Source organism: Bacteroides sp. 224 (assembly GCF_010500995.1).
Classification (GTDB): Bacteria; Bacteroidota; Bacteroidia; order Bacteroidales; family Bacteroidaceae; genus Bacteroides.
Genome location: NZ_QVMK01000039.1, coordinates 20,750 through 41,215 on the forward strand (window position 1 = coordinate 20,750; position 20,466 = coordinate 41,215).

Annotated in this window: 23 protein-coding genes; 15 read left to right on the forward strand and 8 right to left on the reverse strand. The window is 38.5% G+C overall.

Features of this window, described 5'->3' with window-relative positions; genetic code table 11:
* Positions 1-29: 29 nt before the first annotated feature.
* Entirely contained in the window at positions 30-335 is a 306-nt protein-coding gene (locus D0T60_RS15360) for a hypothetical protein (protein WP_163219015.1), read from the reverse strand.
* Between the two features lie 315 nt (positions 336-650).
* On the opposite strand from D0T60_RS15360, the gene D0T60_RS15365 reads away from it, so the two are divergent.
* From D0T60_RS15365 to D0T60_RS15380, 4 genes are all read left to right on the forward strand, one after another.
* Complete coding sequence (locus tag D0T60_RS15365; RefSeq protein ID WP_163219016.1) at positions 651-1,391, forward strand: Fic family protein; 741 nt, start codon at positions 651-653, stop codon at positions 1,389-1,391.
* Between the two features lie 8 nt (positions 1,392-1,399).
* The gene (locus D0T60_RS15370) at positions 1,400-1,894 is read left to right on the forward strand and encodes a GNAT family N-acetyltransferase (protein WP_163219017.1); all 495 of its coding nucleotides are present in this window, start codon (positions 1,400-1,402) and stop codon (positions 1,892-1,894) included.
* Position 1,895: 1 nt separating this feature from the next.
* A complete protein-coding gene (locus D0T60_RS15375) occupies positions 1,896-2,687 on the forward strand; it encodes a class I SAM-dependent methyltransferase (RefSeq protein ID WP_163219018.1) in 792 nt (263 codons plus the stop codon).
* Positions 2,688-3,007: 320 nt separating this feature from the next.
* The gene (locus D0T60_RS15380; RefSeq protein ID WP_163219019.1) at positions 3,008-3,670 is read left to right on the forward strand and encodes a DUF1361 domain-containing protein; all 663 of its coding nucleotides are present in this window, start codon (positions 3,008-3,010) and stop codon (positions 3,668-3,670) included.
* A 399-nt stretch (positions 3,671-4,069) separates the two neighbouring features.
* Here D0T60_RS15380 and D0T60_RS15385 read toward each other — a convergent pair whose 3' ends face one another.
* Positions 4,070-5,200, reverse strand: a complete 1,131-nt coding sequence (locus tag D0T60_RS15385) for an ISAs1 family transposase (RefSeq protein ID WP_163219079.1) — start codon at positions 5,198-5,200, stop codon at positions 4,070-4,072.
* A gap of 351 nt (positions 5,201-5,551) precedes the next feature.
* Here D0T60_RS15385 and D0T60_RS15390 point away from each other — a divergent pair, with 351 nt between their 5' ends.
* Entirely contained in the window at positions 5,552-6,298 is a 747-nt protein-coding gene (locus D0T60_RS15390) for a DUF4262 domain-containing protein (RefSeq protein WP_163219020.1), read from the forward strand.
* Between the two features lie 535 nt (positions 6,299-6,833).
* Here D0T60_RS15390 and D0T60_RS15395 read toward each other — a convergent pair.
* The 3 genes from D0T60_RS15395 to D0T60_RS15405 form a co-directional block, all read right to left on the reverse strand.
* A complete protein-coding gene (locus D0T60_RS15395) occupies positions 6,834-7,541 on the reverse strand; it encodes a hypothetical protein (protein WP_163219021.1) in 708 nt (235 codons plus the stop codon).
* A 55-nt stretch (positions 7,542-7,596) separates the two neighbouring features.
* A complete protein-coding gene (locus D0T60_RS15400) occupies positions 7,597-8,730 on the reverse strand; it encodes a WGR domain-containing protein (RefSeq protein WP_163219022.1) in 1,134 nt (377 codons plus the stop codon).
* Between the two features lie 207 nt (positions 8,731-8,937).
* The gene (locus tag D0T60_RS15405; protein WP_163219023.1) at positions 8,938-9,942 is read right to left on the reverse strand and encodes a hypothetical protein; all 1,005 of its coding nucleotides are present in this window, start codon (positions 9,940-9,942) and stop codon (positions 8,938-8,940) included.
* A 103-nt stretch (positions 9,943-10,045) separates the two neighbouring features.
* Between D0T60_RS15405 and D0T60_RS15410 the strand changes: the two genes are divergently transcribed.
* Positions 10,046-12,598 carry a DUF6493 family protein gene (locus D0T60_RS15410; RefSeq protein ID WP_163219024.1) on the forward strand — a complete coding sequence of 851 codons (2,553 nt, stop codon included), beginning with the start codon at positions 10,046-10,048 and terminating at the stop codon, positions 12,596-12,598.
* 2 nt (positions 12,599-12,600) lie between these two features.
* Here the strand turns inward: D0T60_RS15410 and D0T60_RS15415 are convergent, their stop codons facing one another.
* Complete coding sequence (locus D0T60_RS15415) at positions 12,601-13,143, reverse strand: hypothetical protein (protein WP_163219025.1); 543 nt, start codon at positions 13,141-13,143, stop codon at positions 12,601-12,603.
* Between the two features lie 314 nt (positions 13,144-13,457).
* Here D0T60_RS15415 and D0T60_RS15420 point away from each other — a divergent pair, with 314 nt between their 5' ends.
* From D0T60_RS15420 to D0T60_RS15455, 8 genes are read left to right on the forward strand one after another with little or no spacing between them, the layout of a single operon-like run.
* Positions 13,458-13,910: a pyridoxamine 5'-phosphate oxidase family protein gene (locus D0T60_RS15420; protein ID WP_239059581.1), complete on the forward strand. Its 453-nt coding sequence runs from the start codon at positions 13,458-13,460 to the stop codon at positions 13,908-13,910.
* Positions 13,911-13,941: 31 nt separating this feature from the next.
* On the forward strand, positions 13,942-14,337 hold the full coding sequence (locus tag D0T60_RS15425) for a VOC family protein (protein ID WP_163219027.1): 396 nt from the start codon (positions 13,942-13,944) through the stop codon (positions 14,335-14,337).
* Between the two features lie 26 nt (positions 14,338-14,363).
* Positions 14,364-15,011: a hypothetical protein gene (locus D0T60_RS15430; RefSeq protein ID WP_163219028.1), complete on the forward strand. Its 648-nt coding sequence runs from the start codon at positions 14,364-14,366 to the stop codon at positions 15,009-15,011.
* Positions 15,008-15,637: a hypothetical protein gene (locus D0T60_RS15435; RefSeq protein ID WP_163219029.1), complete on the forward strand. Its 630-nt coding sequence runs from the start codon at positions 15,008-15,010 to the stop codon at positions 15,635-15,637. The genes D0T60_RS15430 and D0T60_RS15435 overlap by 4 nt, the downstream gene beginning before the upstream one ends.
* A gap of 19 nt (positions 15,638-15,656) precedes the next feature.
* Positions 15,657-16,310, forward strand: a complete 654-nt coding sequence (locus D0T60_RS15440; protein ID WP_163219030.1) for a hypothetical protein — start codon at positions 15,657-15,659, stop codon at positions 16,308-16,310.
* 29 nt (positions 16,311-16,339) lie between these two features.
* On the forward strand, positions 16,340-16,723 hold the full coding sequence (locus D0T60_RS15445) for a hypothetical protein (RefSeq protein WP_163219031.1): 384 nt from the start codon (positions 16,340-16,342) through the stop codon (positions 16,721-16,723).
* 20 nt (positions 16,724-16,743) lie between these two features.
* Positions 16,744-17,181 (forward strand): hypothetical protein, encoded by a 438-nt coding sequence (locus D0T60_RS15450; RefSeq protein ID WP_163219032.1) that lies wholly within the window; start codon positions 16,744-16,746, stop codon positions 17,179-17,181.
* Positions 17,181-17,600, forward strand: a complete 420-nt coding sequence (locus tag D0T60_RS15455) for a lipopolysaccharide assembly protein LapB (RefSeq protein WP_163219033.1) — start codon at positions 17,181-17,183, stop codon at positions 17,598-17,600. The genes D0T60_RS15450 and D0T60_RS15455 overlap by 1 nt, the downstream gene beginning before the upstream one ends.
* Before the next feature lie 491 nt (positions 17,601-18,091).
* Here the strand turns inward: D0T60_RS15455 and D0T60_RS15460 are convergent, their stop codons facing one another.
* Entirely contained in the window at positions 18,092-18,460 is a 369-nt protein-coding gene (locus tag D0T60_RS15460) for a DUF6334 family protein (RefSeq protein WP_163219034.1), read from the reverse strand.
* A gap of 2 nt (positions 18,461-18,462) precedes the next feature.
* The gene (locus D0T60_RS15465; RefSeq protein ID WP_163219035.1) at positions 18,463-18,915 is read right to left on the reverse strand and encodes a hypothetical protein; all 453 of its coding nucleotides are present in this window, start codon (positions 18,913-18,915) and stop codon (positions 18,463-18,465) included.
* A 154-nt stretch (positions 18,916-19,069) separates the two neighbouring features.
* On the opposite strand from D0T60_RS15465, the gene D0T60_RS15470 reads away from it, so the two are divergent.
* Positions 19,070-20,461 carry a WGR domain-containing protein gene (locus D0T60_RS15470; protein WP_163219036.1) on the forward strand — a complete coding sequence of 464 codons (1,392 nt, stop codon included), beginning with the start codon at positions 19,070-19,072 and terminating at the stop codon, positions 20,459-20,461.
* Positions 20,462-20,466: the final 5 nt, after the last annotated feature.

Here is a 20,466-nt window from a genome sequence, read left to right on the forward strand (position 1 = left end):
GGATAAACTACTATCTGAAAATGCCATGATTAGCCCCCCATACCCAAACCAAACTTTGATAATACAACCTCAAGAAAACGATCATCAATCCCTCTTATTGGTAGCTCCGCAATGAGACATGAAGGGTTTTCACCAACAATCTCATATTTTTCGACTCCTCTGTTACGCAGGCGCAAGAGGTAAACCTGCTTACCATTGCTACAATAGAAATCAACTTCGTGGTGTTCCGACATTTTATCCGGGATTTCATGTATATCAATGATTTTCCATTCGCCGAATACTCTGTCATAGCCACCTTGAAAAGAGGCTCGGTTTTCAAAGTCTTTAATAGTCATAATTCTAAAGTCATCTTAACTTTGTAATCACTAAACAATAAATAACGCTTCATTATGTACAAAGTACTCAGCAAAGATACGATTACGAATAAGATAATTCCTCATTTATCTGCAGCAAAACATGGACTTAAGACGAAATGTTGTCTTGGTAACTATTGTTCTCCGATGTATTTCTTATCTTTGTGTTGCGTAGAAATACGCATTCACTGCGTAAACACCTTGGACAATTAAAGAAAAAGAAAGTAATTAAAACTCCGGCGTGCAACAAGCGTTATAAACTCAATATTATCAATATTAATAACAGAAAACAATAATATGCACCCCATATTCAATAAAGAACATAAAGAAAAAGCGGCTTTCATATTGCAAAGTCCCTTAGCTAAATTGTCAGAACTTTATTCTAATGAAATAAAAGACTTGGCAGTTGTATGGTGTTATTATTCCGGGAAAATAGAAGGTAACACCTATACATACGTTGAAACAGAAGCTTTGCTGAAAGACGGTATTACCTCCGAAAAGCGGTATGAAGATGCTAAGATGCTTAAGAACCTCTATAATACATTCATTTCAGAACTTGAATATATCAACAAAGGGGAAAATCAAGAGGCAATAAATGAACGTACTCTTTTCAGGGTACATCAATCTATTTCAACCGGATTGGTTTCTAATGAAGAATCGGGAGCGTTAAGAACGCGTGGTGTTCGTATTAGTGGAACAGAATACACTCCCCCTAAAAGCTTGCAGGAAATAAAAAGCGGATTAAATGAGATTCTGTTTAATCAGGAACAATATACCAACCCATTAGAAAAAGCTGTATATCTACATTGTAACCTTGCACGTTTGCAGCCTTTTATTGACGGAAATAAGCGAACAGCCCGCATGATGGAAAGCATTGCCTTGATGAATGCAGATATAATCCCGGTTTATTCAGCCAAAGATGCTGATATACTGAATTACAGAAAAGGATTGATTGCCTTTTATGAAACGGAAGACTATACGATATACGCTGATTATTTCTTGAATAGGCAGATAGAGCGTATAAAAGAAATAGAATAGTAATTAGTATGAATTTAGAAAAGAATAAAATCCGCCAAGCAAGCCCGTCTGATATTCCGATTTTGAAAGAGTTATATCAGAATACAATTATGACTGTAAACCGAAAAGATTACACAGTCGAGGAAGTGGAAGATTGGGCCTCATGTGTAGATGATGTCAGTTATTTAGTTGAGCATTTCGATGAACAGCATTATGTAGTGGCAGAAAGTAAAAATGGAATGATTGTAGGTTTTGCTTCTGTAAATGATACTGGTTATATACATACGTTGTTTGTACACAAAGATTTTCAGCATCAGGGGATTGCAACATCTTTATATAAATTCATTGAAGTCTATGCGAAAGAAAAAGGTGCAAAGAAATTAACATCAGAAGTTAGCATCACAGCAAAACCGTTTTTCGAAAAGCAAGGTTTTCAAGTTGATGAAGAGCAAAAACGGAAAGCAAATCAATTGTACCTCACTAATTTTAAGATGAGTAAGGAACTTTTTAAGTTTGAAGAATAAAATGAACACAGATTACAAAGTTGGTGATTTGATTTATGACGCAAATATTTATGATGGATTAAATACCTTTCTGTCTGATTTGCAATTTTATAAAAAGTGGTTACCAAAAAATAAGGATGCAAAAATACTGGAACTTTGCTGTGGTACAGGAAGGCTCACCATTCCCATTGCACAAGATGGATACAATATTTGCGGAGTAGATTATACTCCATCAATGCTTGAACAAGCAGAGACAAAAGCATCCAAAGCTGGATTAGAAATTAATTTCATAGAAGCTGATATTCGGACATTAAACTTACAGGAGAAGTTTGACCTTATTTTCATACCATTTAATTCAATCCATCATTTATATAAGAATGAAGATCTGTTTAAAGCATTCAATACTGTTAGAAACCATCTTAAAGACGGAGGTTTATTTCTATTAGATTGTTTTAATCCTAATATTCAATACGTCGTTGAAGCAGAGAAAGAACAGAAAGAAATTGCTGCATATACTACCGCTGATGGAAGAGAAGTTTTGATAAAACAGACAATTCGATATGAGAATAAGACTCAGATTAACCGCATAGAATGGCATTATTTTATTAATGGACAATTTCATTCAGTCCAGAATTTAGATATGAGACTGTTTTTCCCGCAAGAATTAGATTCATATTTGAAATGGGCTGGATTTAGTACGATTCACAAGTTTGGAGGCTTTCAAGAAGAAGTTTTTGAGGATAAGTCGGAAAAACAGATATATGTATTAAAATTATTGACTAAAACAGAATTATTGACTGAATTGCAATTTTAAGAAATTATATCTGTCTGATTATCAATATAGAATGATTTTTGGCACGAAATCGCCAGAAAGATTCTCCTAATGATGTTGTCAAGTTGATATTTGTTTTTTTTATTTATTTTTGCTTCAAGCATATTCCATGAATTTCTCTTGAATTTGCAAATTAGAAAGCAATTTTGTATGACATTATGAAGAATAATCTTTGGAAAGATACGAATCATTGGAACTGTTGATTTCGCAGTCTCAATTTTGTTCTCAGAAATTAATAACATTAACTGACGAAATTGAAACAAAGTGCTTAACTTTGGACGAAATATGATTATATAATCGTTATGTTGACAAAAATAAGAAACGCAAATCGTCTAAATGAACTGTTATTTTTGGGTGGACTATCTCTTTTTTGTTTTGCCCTAACAATATTGAGGCATGGTTACTCTGACACAAAAGCATTCTTGTTCTTAAATTGGAATTTGTTTTTAGCATTTATTCCTTGGTTATTAACCACTTGGTTGATAATACACCCCAAAATTCAACAAAACAAAATAATAGTTGGTTTAGTTATTTGTGTTTGGTTGCTGTTTTTTCCCAATGCCCCTTATATTCTTACGGATTTGTTTCATTTAAGACTTAAATTATCAATGCCTATTTGGTTTGATTTAGTCTTAATACTCTCGTTTGCGTGGACAGGCATACTTTTTGGATTCTTCAGTTTATGGGATATTGAACGCATTCTTTCAAAGTATCTGAAACAGAAATATATTACTATGGTTTCAGTTTCGCTATTGTTTTTGAGCAGTTTTGGTGTTTATTTAGGGCGATACCTTCGTTGGAACAGTTGGGATATTATACAAAATCCATTTGGATTGGCATTCGACATTAGCGATAGATTTCTTAACCCATTTGCTCATTCAAGAACTTGGGGGATGACAATCTTTATGGGATTATTATTATGTATTCTCTATTTCTCGTTTAAATTTATAAAGAAGCGAGAATGAGGTGTTTGATGAAAACACATTACTATAATGAGTAACGAAAATAGAACTATTGAACCAAATTCCAATGTCCTCACAATTCATTGCTAAAAAGTATCCATGAGCCCGAAACGATTCTCGGCTTGCGGCAGTTTATATCGGAAGGCGAAACGGTGGTTTTTGTCGGCTCCTCGGGTGTTGGCAAAAGTTCGCTGGTGTTATCCTCCGAGTTATATTTCACTCACCCTGAAGGGGTGATCATTAGGTCACTCCTTTTAGGGAGAGTGTTTTCTGAGATGCACGGCTTTTTCATTTAAGCTTTGATTTAGGCGTACAATGCCCCTACCCATACCTGTGCAATATGGGCGCTAACTCTATTGTTGGTAATCAATAATTTACAACTATATCAAATCTGAATTATTCTCATTTTTGATCTAGAAAATGCAACATATTAGTGAAACTCGCTGATAGCTCTCTCATTATTTGAGCCGTCCCCTTTCTCTTATCTGATATTTTTTTCCTTCTGTTCTTCCAAACGGCAATCAGTGCCAACACCATCCTTTGAATTGTGTCCAGGTTCCTTGCCGCCCGTTCAGCTTTACGCTTTATACTGTCCTGGCGGAGATTGCGGTCAAGATCCCAGTGCATGCTTTCAATAGCCCAATGCTGTTTGGTTATCCGACTAAGCCGTTCCGCACTGCTATCCAGACTTGAAATGTACAGCCGCTGTTCAGATGAACTCTTGCCATCAGACTTTTTCTGTGTAGATGTGAGTATTTCTATAACTGTCAAATTGCCATTCCATTTTTCCCTGTCAACAATAAGCTCTTCTCCACGGTATATACGGCATATCCTTGACTCAATCCTGCCGTGTTCCAAGTATGGACCTTCCTTATAGACATCAGTGGGAGTGGCGGTTTTTATGGAATCTTCAAGCCCATAGCGCAAAGATCTTTGATTCGCCTTGAGTTCGATCACGAAGTCTGCTCCTTTATCTCTAATCTTGTCTATTATTACCTTTTGAAATGACATGGCATCTGCCGTGACTACACATCCTGACACATCTACTTTGTCCAATAGTCGGGGAACGGATTTGATTTCGTTACTTTTCTCCTTGCAAATATCAGTAGCCAAAGTAAAGCCCGAACGGAGTGAATATGCGGATACGATATCAGGGTTACGTCCGTTATCGTACAAGGTACCTCGCATAGCCTTTCCATCAATACAAATGATGTCAGTTTCCCAAACGGATATTTCCTTGCGGAAAACCTCTGCAAAAGCAGACATTCGATCAGCCATCTTTTCATCGTCTATGTTTTGAAACACACGGCAAAGTGTGGCTTCTGAGGGTAACCCGGACGGGAATAGCCCTTTTGCTTGCAGACGTTTTAAGTGACGTTTGCCAAATTGAAGTATTTCAGCTCTGGTAATACACTTACTGAGCCTGCCCAAGATTGCAAGCATGAGGATATCTTCAAGTTTGTGTTTGAAGTTTCCCCTGCTTGTTCTGCGGTATTCGGGAACTGATGACACAAATTTTCTCAAATGAGTCATAATGCTGCCACGAAGACAGTCAAGGTGTTTCTTCTTTAGGTTAATTATGCGTAAATAGTTGTATATCAGGAAAATAAGTCGTATTTTTGCTATCGCAAAAACAAAGGCGGAAGACAAATTAGCATTGAATTCCGCCTGCAAAAAAATATTAAAAAATGAACGATAAGAAGAAACACCTAAGGCGGTGCTTCGGCATCGCTGTGCACGAATATAAGGATTTTTATTACAACAACAAGTAATGAACAATATTTCTTAAATGAAAAAGCCGTGTGAGATGCACAAATATCGAATATTTTTTTGATTATCAGAAGATATATATATAAATTCGCAACGTAATGATTAAATTGTAAGATGATAGAAGACAACCACACCCATCACGACAGAGAAGCCAAAAAAACAATATTAAGCAATATTGAAACTTATGGTTGCCACTTGGCGCTGATTGAGCCGGACAATTATCTACCCGGATTTGTTTACACAATTGGGCTTCATAAGAAGTTCAACCACCCAGAAATAATTTGCTTTGGATTGCACAATGAAATTATGGGAGCCATTTTAAATCATGCTCGGGATTTGATAAAACAAGGTGCTTCATTTGAGCCGGGCAAACCATATAGTGGATTTCTAAAAGGCTATGATATTCAATTTCTGGAAGTAGAGAAAGAGTTTTACGCCGATTATGTGGGGTATGCCGGTTGGTATTATGACAATAGTTTCGATTTCCCACTATTGCAAATTGTATGGCCGGACAAACAACATAATTTTCCTTGGGATAAAGCCTTCAACCCCGATTGGAAATTCCGCCAACCATTATTAGACAGAAACACGGATTTTAAATTTTATGAAGAAAGAAATCTGGGTGTATATACTACCAAACAAGCCTTTGAAGGAGAACCAATACTCTTTGTATATCATAATGAAGATGGCGACTGGCAGTTTCATACAACTTCCGAACCCAATACAGATGATGCACAACTCGTTTGTCTGGAAGAAATAATAAAGCTCGATCCCTCAATCAATGAAGTTTATCATTTGCAATACGGTTGCCGCGCATGGAGGGAGAGTTCTAATGCCGAGTGGGAATATGAAGAAGAATAAGATTACAACCTATCTACTTAATATACGGCAATTTATCCTCAAAAGTAAATAATTATCCGGGCCGTTTTGCCTTTGCCGCAAACGTCGACTTGCCTTTGCGGCAAACGCAACATCGTCTTTGCGGCAAACGTAAGCTTGTCTTTGCGGCAAAGGCAAATCGATGTTCTGTAACCCACCCTACAACCCCCTCTCGGGCACTTTGGTCGACTCGAATGTGCTAATTCAATGTGTGAATAAGTTACTCTTGTTTTGTTTTACGGCAATAACTTGTTACGTCACCCCCTTGTAAACGGATAGGTTCATATCGCCACCGGAGTTTACTCCCCCGCAAACGTCTTATATATATAAGGTGTTTGTGGTTTTTTTTTGTACAATGCACAATATGGTCAGATTTTACATGTAAAATCCGGCCAACTTATACGGTCGAAACGATCGATTCAACCGTATGCAACAGCCGATTTAGCCGCATGAGTTGGTCGACTTAACCGTATGTGTTGACTGACTTAGCCGTATGCGATTGACAATACATACATAGCTAAAAATTATTGACTAATAACTCTAATCCGTATAATTGATTGATAAGCGTGTCAATAATATTCCGATCGGTACAATAAGTACATAAGTAATATCCTTCTCCACCATACCAAGGAGCTATTTGAATGCTGATCTGATTGTTCTCGAACCAGGTAGCATATTTATCCGAACACGGCATTACCTTTTTATATTGAGCAGAAAGATATTTGCATAATTTAGTTTTGTCGGCAACATGATGATGTGAAAAGTCTGCAATTTCTCTCCTGTAGAGCAGGTCTTTATAAGCACATTCCTCTATCAATACATCGATGGAGGAATACAGTGGTACAATTGTGCTATTGGTTTCGCAACCATAGGTGCAGATTTCCCCTTGACTATTTACATAAAACGTAAACTGAGCTGTGGCATATCCTTCATTAATTTCGAGCAGACGCTCGTTGTTTGCTCGTGTTAGTTGCAATGGCTTGTTGCCGGCAATCTGTCCTTTTGAGATTAGGAAGAAAGAAAAATTGTGTTTACGATGACAGCTAAACTCATAACCGGAATATTGCAATTGCAGATCGAGAAAAACGTCGGGGATGTCTATCTGCTGATTCAGAAAATATTCAATCGTGGTTTCTTCGGAATCGAACCACTTACCGTATCGCTTTTGCTTACGAAGATAATTCTCGCCGCGCTCTGTTAGTTGGGGTAGTTTCATGTGTTTCATAAATAAAATTCAATCAGTTTCCAGGTATAATTTTATCAAGTTCAAAGCCAATGATTTACAGATGATACAGGCTAAAACAACCATAATCTGTGCGTACCCCCAACATATCGCCAACAAATTGAACATGAGCCGTTTTTACACAATGCTCCAATGCAAAGCTGTATAGAAACTTTCTTTCCTTGAAATTGTAGACGTAAGCCCGGTGTCGTTGTGTCTGAACCAATATAGACTGATCAGCATTGAAACAAAAACAATCTACCTGTGTGCTATATTCGGGGATCGCCAGCTCCGGATAATCAAGCTTTGCTCCGGTAGCAACATCAAAGAAGTGGGTAGACCAACTACCATAACGCTCGCAAACCATCAATACCCGATCATCTTCCACAAATTGCATTTGCTTGATATCGCGAATATCATTGGTTATTATTTGTCGGCAATCACCTGTCAGCGGATCAAGGAGTTCGATTTCGCCCGGTTTATTATGAAATGCAAGTATATCTCCCTGCTGAGAGAGGGCGGCATAAAATGGGATACTTCCTTTTATAGTATGAACATCAAACCGGTTTTCCCACAGTATATTCCCTTGATGATCTTCAACCCGCAGAATGGGGTGACTGCCATAAGCGATGTACTTCTCACTGAGCGAGAGGAAACTTGCAGGTTTCTTTTGTTCTGTTGTTTTAGGAATGAATGCTTTCTCATGCAGATTGTAGGTGTAAATATGGTGGTCGAGATTCATCCACAGTGCATTGTTTGCAGCATTGTAGGCGGTTTCCCAAGGTAGCACTTTGGGCAGCCGGATGGTTTCCAGAAGTTCTCCTCGCTCATTGATGCGTACCATAAAGTCTGCCTGATCCTCGGCTGTATTATACCACCCGTGTTTGTAAACGTATATGCCTTCGGGCGTTTTGGCAAAGGACAGGCAACCGGAATACCCGGTGCTGGTAAAATAGTGCAAGTAAGGTGTGCCGGCTGTTACTTCCTCATTCAGTAAGACAAAGCCTTTCTTCAGCAACTCCCATCCTTTCTTTTCGAACTGTTTGGCGGCTTCTTCAGGGTTGTCGAATTCCTTTTCGCGAAGGGTAGATTTTCCTTTGCTATTGATGGTGTTTGTCGATAACTTATTGTCCGACAGGCTTACTTCGCATCTCTTTTCTGATGCGTAATCGGTGTATTTATAGTGTTTCATTTTTTGCGAATTTAGCTTTACAAATAATTACTTCTTATACTTCAACTGACCCACCCCACAATCCTCTTTATCCATATCCGGTCTCACCCCACAATAAATAGGCTGATACAAGGAGCCTTGTGGATAGGCATACAGATAACGTACTTCTATGATTTGTCCTACTTCGGGAATATCATATTAACCGGGATGGTTACCGAGCCAACCAAATCAGAAATTCAACTCCTCATTCCACATTTTAATTTGTTGTACTTCTTTATAGGGATTTTCTTCATCATCTAGCATTTTTAAGAAATAGATAATTGGGCCAATCCCCATTTTAAATGATCCTTTTCTTGGTGGCGAAGGACCATCTCCTAAAAGCCTGCCGACAATTCCCGGATCACCATGCCCGGGATCAGTATAAAACCAAGGGCCAGAGTCTTTAGAAAAGTTGCAACCTATTCCTAATTCTATATGATCAAACTTGATTTTATTTTTATAGTAGCATTTGGGGGTCGTTTGTAAATTTTCAATATAATGATGGCGCATAGGTACAATTTCAGGAAATTCTTTTCCTGTCTTCATCTTTTTATCTCCTAAAGCCTTAGCAATCAGCCTTGTTGACTTGATAAGCCAATCTTCATCATCAATAATTTCGTGAAAACGAAAACTCGAAGTAAAAAAGATCTCTATCTTTACTATTTTAGAAGAATCACGAAGAGCTCTTTTTGCAGTAAAACCTATATCATCCCAGATGTAAATCCTTTCTTTTTCAACTCTGGAATATTTGCCGATAACCTTTACAAGGTCTTCGATGCTACAATCGGTTAGGTAGAACTTTTTGCCATTGCAAATCATATAGTCATCGCCTATGGAAGAAATAATAAGTTCGGGATATGTTATTTCTTTTGTTTGTTTTCCATAACGTGGGTTGTTATCAAATCCATAATCTACTATGATGTTGTCTTTGGCTACAATCCAGATTTTTTGTTCGGGCTCAAATATGTTAGTACCTTTCCATGCGAAAACGTGAAAACCGTCTTTTGTATGCAATTTAGCATAGTCTGTACCCAGCGCATATATTGCCTTGCAGGTGTCTGCTCCTATCAAGTATGGTTCTCCTAATTTTGTGGGATAGAAATCGTACACTTCGGTAGAGAAACACGAAGTTAAAAAAAGAAGCAGTATGAGTGACAGCAAGTGCAGTGTTGGTTTTATTTTAATTGTCGCCATTTAATATTTAAGTATTTGCAACAAAGATATTTCTTTTTTCAAAACTAAAAACATAATTTTGACCCCAAATGATTTAAAAACTGATATTGCGCGACGTTACTTTATGGAAAAACAACTTAAAATTATTATCGACAAGGCTGATAAAGCGAGTATTGTTCCTTTTCTTCAAAAGCTGACTCCCGAAGAAAAACAAACCCTCTACCCGGTAATAAAGAAAATGGAAGCGGCTTACTTTCGCAAAGAATTCTATTCCGACAACTCGAATCAGAACGCCGACAGATACGAAATATACAGAAAGTGTCTTTTCTTTTTCCTCAAAAAGAGCGACCTTGCTCCCAATATGTATTGGAAACTTCCATCAAGCGAAATCATTCAGCAGATGCTTGAGTGGTATCGCCCCGATTGGTTTTCGGACTATGTAAACACTTGTTTGCAGAATGAAAATTGCTATATGCCTTATTCTTACATAGCGGAATGGACAGACCGGAAATTAATCGACCCATCGCCCGAAATCATCGTGCAGACTTTACCAGACTATTCGCAGGCAGACAAATACTCTTTTGTGTTGGACGAACATGTGTGGTATATTTTTCAATATCCTTCTCCCATTCATTGGGCCGATAGAGATCGGAACTTCTGGATCAATACACTTTGCAATGCTGCCAATTCGGGTAGAATAGATCGTATTCGTTTGCTGCAAGAAAGCCTGCTAATGTCGGTTCGCAACCTCGACAAAATACAAACCGGATGGGGCATCAACCTGTTTCTGGCGCTAAAGCCAACTACCGAAGAGCTCATTACCATTCAGCAGGAGCTGCTGACGGCTCTTACCTCGCCACATTCTAAGGCGGTGAATACTGTACTTACGCTGCTTAAAAAGCTGAGTCCGGAAAAAGAATTTGATCGCGAAGCGTTTATCTTCACAACCTCTGCGTTGCTTTCGTCGGAAGTAAAATCAATCATCACCTCCACCTTGAGCATACTCGAAAAGTTGGGGAAAAAGTATTCAGAAAATCGCAAAAGCATCGTGCAAACAGTGGTCAACGCATTTATGTGTAAAGACGAAACGATTCAGACCAAAGCTGCCAAACTGTTTTTGGAATATGCCTGCAAGGAAGAGCCGGCGCAGAATGGCGCCTTGTTAGAACCATACATTTCCTTTATGTTTGTTTCGGCAAAAACTCTTCTAAAAGACTATATAACTACCAATCAGTTGCCTGCCGACACCATCCCCCACGAAGAAGCCGCGACAGAACCGGAGCTTTTATCCAAGGAAAACCGTATACCTGTGGTTGCCACTCCCGAGGAGCTTCCTTTTTTTATCGGAGATGTTTTTGCCAACCTTCGCCCCTGGCAATATTATGCGCTGGCCGATGCCTTCATCCGGCTTACTGCTCAACTGGACGGGAATACCTGCAATCAATTGGAGCCCGCTTACCAAAAAGCATATAAAACACTGAACAGAGGCGGAAGTAGCTTCTTTGAATATCTGCTGATTGTTTTCTTTATGAGCTATGTCGATTACTTGATTGAGTTGTATCCCGACCGGACAAGTGGTTTACAGAAATTACGCGATAAATTCAAACACATCACTTCCCGGTTGGAAACATGGCAGTCGGCCGGTTTATATCTGCTTGAGCCTTTCCGGCAAATCCTAACGTTGGCAATGAACCGGATAAAAGCAGGAAGAGCTGTCACATTATTGTCTACCCCCACTCATTACCCCTGTTGGATACATCCGGTTGCGTTGGTAGACAGGGTTCGGGATCATCTTCAAAACGGAGTCGAACCGGACAATGTGGATTTGCAACTGGCCATTCAGCGTTGTGCAATGGGTGATACATCCGAAGCTCTCTTGCGAGCCTCCGAACTGCCGGAAAGTGAATATAAATACCTGCTGCTCTTCTTGTTTAGTGGCGAGTTGAAATACAAAGAAAAGGCGCACAACCTTCATTGGTGGCTCACGGCGGCTCTATCTCTGAAAGACAAATCGTTGTATCGCGAATTTCTCGACGAAAGCAGTTCTCTTATTCCTCCTGCCTATTTTTCGGGCTCTTTCGATTGGGTAATCGGAAACAGAAATATGCTAAATCTCTACATTCCCGGGCATGGTTTATCCAATAGCAATCGGAAACTGCTGATTGAATATCTCTTCAGCAAGAAGAAACGATACTTTATGACGGGGGATTTGTGCCACCTGATGCATTCTTTTCCCAATTGCTCAGACTATGTGTTGCGCCACATATTTTACGATGAAGCCTCTTACAACTACGAGCCCAAACACCCCATCGAAGTACTCACCGCCTTGTTGGAGTTGAAGCAGCCTTTAGGAGAGTTCAGCTATCTCACATTGTCGTCTTTCATGCTGATTGCCCACAAAGAGATTCGTTTGCTGACTTCCGAAATATGGTTGGCCTATATCAACGCCGGCTTATTCGATGCCACCAAAGCCGGAACGATTATCGGCAGACTGATAAACGGAAATTGGAGCTCCCCGAAACGTTTTACCGATCAGCTTATAGCAATGATAAACATTTCGCCAACCATCAACAAAGCGTTGGGGCAGGTAGTTGATGCGGTAATCGCGCAGATAGATACTCCTACCGTGAATATGAAGAAGCTGAGGGAGATTCATCGGGAGTTGGTGGCGGAGTGATTTTAAGAATATTGCCAGAAACCAGCGATTATTTTTCCTGTTACATTATGTTTATACAGATACAAAGCACCATACATAAATACATATTCCATATCTTGCCTATACCCCTCTTCATCTATTTGTAAAAAAAAGGAATAACCATTTCTTTCCAGTTCCTCATAATAATAATCTTTATATTGAATGAAACGTGGTTCGCCCCCTACTTTTATAAACTGAAAATCATTATCCTGTATCTCTTTATAATCGCTAATTGAATTTACAGGCAAGTTTGTAATAGCTTTATGTATATTGCTTCCCATTTCGGAATATTTATGTTCTATAACTTTCACAGCTATTGAAGGATAAATATTGTTTTCTATGAGGGTTTCAAAATTATTGTGAATCAAAATGGTAAGCATAATATTCTCTTTTTCGGGATGAACTAATGTTGCATAAAACATATATTCATCGGGTATCTGTTCTCCAATTGATTGTGGAGGATTACCGCCTATTCGTCCTTTTATACCGCTATCATGCGAGATGCATTTTGCAAACAATTCTTTCATTCTACCAGTTATTTTTGCCAAAGATACTTATTCAAAACAACTTATAATGGATTGTTTTCCAAATATTCCAATTGTACTCTCTTTGGGAATTTTTTTAGTACTTCTTTTATTGAGTGACGAATCACATTTATATGTTCAATGTTCCTGTCATTGGTAATTATTCCGCTTGTATATTATTTGTTCTATCGCTTGCGAGAGAGATTGAGAAGTAAGAAAGCCACAAGTTAATGCGAATTCTCACCTGATATTTACTAATTTTGTTGCCAATTCCCAGAGTACAAATAAAACATATTACACAGAATATGCAAGGAAGAATGAAAAAACATCAAATATCTTTTCCTGAGATAGAAGAGATTTTGAAAGAGCAAAAAGTAGGGAGGCTGGCTACTCAGAATTCCGACGGATACCCGTATGTAACACCGGTTCATTTCGTTTATGAAAACAATTGCATCTACATTCATGGTTTATCAAAGGGCCAAAAGATTGGTAACATAAACGATAATCCAAAGGTTTGTTTTGAAACAGAAGAGATGTTAGGGTTGATATTGGACGAGAAACCTTGCGATGTGAATACCGCCTACAAAAGCGTAATCATAGTAGGAAATGCCAGATTGGTAGAAGGTGAGAAGAAAGTTAATGCCTTGAAAGCTGTTGTAAATAAGTATACTCCCCATCTGGCAGGGATGCCGTTTCCCGACAATATGTTGAAAGCGACAGGCGTTATCGAAATAGAGATTGTGGAGGCAACGGGAAAGAGGTATGAGTAACAATCGTGTATAATAAAGTAAAGATCTTAATATGAAAGTAGAGCACATAGCTGTTTGGGTAGACGACATTGAACTCATGAAGGAATTTTACCTTAAATACTTCGATGTTTGTTGCAACAATAAATATGTTAACCCAACAAAGAATTACACTTCTTACTTCCTGACTTTCAATGAAGGGGGGGCTCGCATAGAGTTGATGAATCGCCCGGATATTGAAGAGAACGACCATCTGCGTTATATGCTCAAAGGCTTGGCGCACATCTGTATTTCGATTGGTGGAAAAGATGCAGTCAATGACTTAACCGAACGATTCCGAAAAGATGGTTACACCATCGCAAGCGAACCACGCACATCCGGCGATGGATATTACGAAAGTGCGGTTCTCGATCCTGAAGGCAATTATATAGAGTTGTTAGCGGAAAGATAGTGAAAAGTAATTTATTGAAGAAGACCATGAAAAAACTAATCTGCCCCTACACCTGGTTTTGCGGAGAAGAATTCGAAGCGCAAGACATGAGCGAGTATGACTATAAATTCTTGCAATCGGCAATAACAAAAGGAATGACGTTCATGTTTATTCACTGTCCGAAGTGCTCCACACAATTCAGATTCAATCCTGTGGAGTGGAAGGCTGAAGCTGCATTTTCAGACCCGAACAAGAAAGCTGCAAAAGAGCTAAAACCCACCACAGAGTTGCTTGCAACCCTCGAAAAACAAAACATCAAGATACCACCATCGTACTTGGATTATTTAACAAGCAAGACGTTCAAACCCAACGTTTCAATAGTTCGCGGACAAAGCAAATTCCACCTCTACAACCTCAATGAACTGTGCGAAACAGTAAGTATTGACGGCAATTCTTGTTTAAGGATTACCTCTCTGAAAGCCTACGCCAAATCGCTGGAGGAGGTGTTCGGAGAAGAAAATACAGAAACCTTCTCTCTTGCACAACTATCCAATTGCCTGACAATCGGGTGCGAGAATGAAGCCGTTTTGTTCATAGACTATCGGGATAATAATTCACTCTGGATTTTTCACCCCGATGGCGGAGACATCGAGCCTACGAAAATGACAGTAGAGAAAATCGTGAAAAGAAAATGAAGAAAACAACAAAAGCCCAATTAAAGCAGAAGTTAGCTACATTGGGTTATACATATCTTGAAACTACAAGGAGCAAAAGCGACATAATCTTCTGCAAAGAGCAAGATAACGGGTTGATACTCTCTCTTGCAATAGAACAATCGCGTTTATATACCCATACGTTTACATACTCTTTCTACATTGCAATGTCGTACACATGGGCTTTGTATGTTCCCGGTTTCTTACCATCGGAGGTCTACCAAAGGATGGGAAATTTATGGTGGAAGATTGAAACAAATGAAGAACTTGAAACCTTTTTTGATGCAATACAAACAGCCGAAAAGAAGTTTGTAGCCGAGAACAGAAACTTGTTATCAATCCTTCAAGATTCAGGTAAGTACAAGGAATACCGAACCTATTTACATGTATTATACGCCATACTGAAAGCCTTCAGAGAGCAAGCCCTTTCAAACGAAAATCTCTTAGAGTCATTGGAGGAGATAACCCGAAAGATAGTGAAAGAGAAAAAGGATATCCGCAACAACAAAGGTGGAATAAGCCTACTGAGCATAGATGCTTATAATTGCTTGCATTTATCTACAGAGAAAAATCTGAAGTTGATAGAGGACATGGCGGACCAAAAATGATAAAAAAGATTAAGAATATATGGCAAAAAAACAATTAACCCCGGAAGAAATCTCTCAAATAGCCACCGACTTGCAAAACTCACAGAGTACAAAACGGAAAAGCGCTGCCAAGAAAGTAGGAAAGAATCAGCTCACTGCATTAGGTGATTCCCTTTATGAAGCCTACATAAAAGAAAGAGGAGATAAACGCACGTGGGAAACCCAAACCGAAATGATTTTAGCCTTAGGCAGAATTGGTTACACGAAAGCACTGCCCGACCTCGAACTGATTATCGACCGAAACGAGCCGCACGATATGATAACCATTGCTGCAGCCAGATCGTATGTACGACTAAAGCGTAGCGACTTAACCGATGCGAAACCTGTAATTGATTTACTAAAAAACGGCAAGCTTTCCGTCTTAAACGGTGCAACAGATATTTTAGCTTTCGACGAGATGAAGCCTTTGGAAGAGGATATAAAAACAATAATCTCATTATTGAATAGCAAAGATGAAAAGGAAATAGCTATTCCCGGACTTGGAGATCCTCGCGAATCCTTGCTCACGGCAATGAGCAAATGGAAAGACCCCGGCAGCCAAGCTTACTTGAAGCGTTTTGCCGAATCAACTAATCGCGGTCTGAAAGAGTGTGCTGAATTGGCGTTGAGTGGGAAGAAATCGAGGTATGAGTGAGAGATTACTTTATAATAAAACAAATAATTATGACAGACACAAAGCTATTTATAGAAAAGTTATGTGAAGAATTTCCGGATATGTCTAATGACATTTTAGACGAAGATATTTTAGATATATTTTCTCTTCAAATTGGTGTATTTAGATCATACACTCAAGAAGCAATAGACGGTGGGGATTTTGAAAAAGTTGATCGTTATTTTAATTTCCTGGATCCATATTTGAAAAATATTTATCAAAAACCATCTTCGACTATTAGTGCTTCAAAAATAGAAAATAGTATCGTGTTATCATATATAGGTAAACTTGATTTTAAAAATTATCCTAAATCAAAGTGTGTTAGCAAAATTCAAAAAGGACTTCAAGACTACTATGACGACTCAATAAGTCAAGACGATAAACTAATAAAATAACAAATAAAAAAATATGATTTATGGCAGTATTAGATGATAAAATACAAGAAGAGATATTCAGATTAGAAAATCTTGCTTACGAAAGATTTCAAGAAAATAAAATAGATGAGTATTTCAAACTATCAGAAGAAGCTTGGAGTTTATATCCTGAACCAAAAAATAACTGGAATGAGGCATATAACTCAGCAATGTATATAGTTAATGTTTGTTTCAGTATCAAAGATTATGACAGAGCTAAAAAATGGCTCAATGAAATGATAAATGTCAATAATAATCTTCATCAATCAGATGAAGAACTGGCTCATTATATTGGCAAATATCACTTTGATACAGGGAATTACGAAGAAGCATTGATGAGATTCAAAGAAGTGGTTCAAGAAGCCGGATTCCGGTATTTTGAAGACGAAGATCCCAAGTATTTAGATTTCTACAGAAACCCTGAAAAATACATGCAATAATGTTAGAGCTTAATGACGAATTATATTCAGCGATAATGTCCGACCTTGAAAAAGGCGACGATGCTGCGGAAAACTCTCGAAACTCTACTGCCTTAAAGTACTATCTTTCAGGTTTGGAAAAAGTTCCTGATCCAAAAACGGATTGGGAAATAAGTTTGCATATTTACACAGCCATGGGCGACCTATTTATTAATATGGAACAATACGAAAATGCAGTATTTCATTATCAGTCGGCACTGAATTGTCCGGATGGACTTTCTAATGGATATATTTGGTTGGGATTGGGACAAGCATATTATGAATTAGGAGATATGGAGAAAGCAAAAGATGCTTTAAAGAGTGCTTATATGCTTGAAGGAGACGAGATTTTTCAGGGTTATGACTTGAAATATTATAACTTAATTAAAGAAATCATTTAGGAGATATATAATATCCATAGTTCAAACATCCCGAAAAGTAAATTATTATTCAGCCCGTTTTGCCTTTGCCGCAAACGTCGACTTGCCTTTGCGGCAAACGCAACATCATCTTTGCAGCAAACGTAAGCTTGTCTTTGCGGCAAAGGCAAATCGATGTTCTGTAACCCCCTCTACAACCCTTTCTCGGGCACTTCGCTTGCCCCAAACTTGCAAATTCGATGTGTGAATAAATTATTTTCCAATCTTTGTTTATTCGCCTAAAACAAGCATTATTATGAGCTTTAAGTATTGCAACTGGTCAGATTTTACATGTAAAATCCGGCCAACTTATACGGTCGAAACGATCGATTTAACCGTATGCAACAGCCGATTTAGCCGCATGAGTTGGTCGACTTAGCCGTATGTGTTGACTGACTTAGCCGTATGCGATCTGTCTTTAGGTGTTTCACCGAATGTACCTTTTTCTATTGACATGTCTGTTGATGTCAAGATCATTTATTCGCATCCACATACCCAACAACCCCCAACTTTATTTCAGATGCAATAGTCGACATACTTATTGTTGGAATAAACTCATCGATCCCTAATGCTAAAAAATCGAAATACCCATTCTGGTTGTGAGGTTTCCAAACTCCAACTATTTTTTTGCCCACTAAAGATGTGCTCCAGTATGGGATTTTAAATAAAGCAGAATTAATTGCAGGTAATATTGCAATTTCAAATTCATCAGTATCATCATTAACAGTCAATGCTACATACACATCATCTAATTGAAAGGTGATGTTTGAATATCCATTAGTCTGAATGTCAAAACTCTTACAAAATACGTTTTTTATTGTCTTCCCTATAAATTCTTCCATCTTTACTTTTTCTCCTCTATCCTAATTGTTTTTGCAAATACCTCCAAGCAACCCTCTTCTATTGCAAAGATTGCCCGAAAAACCAACATATCTTCTTCAAAAGAATTCTGCTCAAATCCTATTTCATAGGTTATTAAGTCGCGATACATATCCGAGTTTATTTGTCGAATTGTATATTCTTGTACTTCTTCAAAATAAAGATGAAATTCACAGTTTTCTCCAAGTAAAACAATAAGAAGGTTCGTATTCTCTGTATCAAAGTCTTGAGTAAACTCAATTTTCTTAACCCAACTATCGTGCAAACTTTCGACACCGAAACCGTGCCTTTGGGGATCTGAAACAAATTCAAATAATTCATCAGAAAGGTGGTGTTTGATTGTTTCTAAATATGTAATGTATGATTCAAAATCTCCACCTTCATAGGCTTTATTGTATTTCATTGTTATTGTTTTCATGAATTATCCTTTATTTTAATTAGGGTTGGTAAAGATACATAGACAACCAGACTTAACACATTAAATATGATTTTTTTTGGACTATTTCTTCTAAACTGAGGTGTATTGTGTTATATTTGTCCAAATTATGTAAATATACACATAAACCAACAAAATGAATACAAAACGTACATTTATTTATTCTGATGATAAGTCTGAAAAGTTCTGGACTATCGACATCGCCGAAACCAGCTATACTGTAACCTTTGGCAAAACAGGTACTAACGGACAAACGCAAACCAAAGAGTTTGCCGATGAACCCACCTGTACAAAAGCTGTAAATAAACTAATTGCCGAAAAAACAAAAAAAGGATATGTTGAAACAAGTGGAGAGGGAGATATAATACCAGCAACTCAACCTGCTCAACCCAAAGAAGCCCCCAAGCCCAAAGCTAAGAAAGAAAAGAAGGTTGAACCGGACGCTACCGCACCATCTTCGCAAACCTCCGAACGACAGAGTACCACTCTTTATTTCCGTTTGGGCAGTTCCGACAAAGTTTATCAAGCCGAATTGATTCCTGCTACCGATGGTTCCGGTTACCTTGTCAATGCCGCGTGGGGACGTCGTGGATCGACTCTGCAAACAGGCTGTAAAACGCCTAATCCCTTGCCATTGGATAAAGCACAAGCCATCTATAACAAACTTATCTCCGAAAAAACAGCCAAAGGTTACTCACCCGGCGATGACGGAGCCTTGTTTGTAGATACCGATAACGCTAACCGGGTATCCGGACTATTACCACAACTCCTGAATGTAATTGACGAAGAGTTGCTCGAACAGTTAATAGCCGATCCGTTATATTGCGCCCAACCCAAACATGATGGCGAACGACGCATGATCAAAGAATCGCAGACTGGCGTTAACCGGAAAGGGCTTACCGTGGCCTTGCCCGAGCATCTGGTAGAAACCTTTTCTAAACACATTCATGGCATAGCCGATTTGGATGGAGAAATGGAAGGCGACCTCTATACCACTTTCGATATACTTTCGTTAAATGGGGTGAGCCTTCGCGAACAACCCTACTCAGATAGATTAGATACCTTATATAAGCACGTAACACCCACCGACACTTTCGCCCTGATCGAAACAGCTTTCACAGCCGAAGAGAAGCGCAACCTTTACGAGCGTTTGAAAGCCGAAAACCAAGAGGGAATTGTATTCAAACGTCTTGATGCCCCTTATACACACGGACGCCCCAATAGTGGTGGTCCACAACTGAAGTATAAGTTTTGTGCCTCGGCCACCGTTTATGTAATTGCTCAAAACGAAGGCAAACGCAGCGTACAAATGGGAATCAATGAAGAAGACGGAGCGTGCCGCTCGGTTGGTTCGGTAACCATTCCAGTAAATTATAACATTCCCGAAGTAGGGCAAATCATTGAAGTACGTTATTTGTATGCTTATCCGCAAGGCTCGCTGTATCAACCTATTTATTGTGGGGTACGTCCGGATATGGATAAAGAGGATTGCAGTGTAAGTCAGTTGAAGTATAAAAAGAGCTTATAAACAAG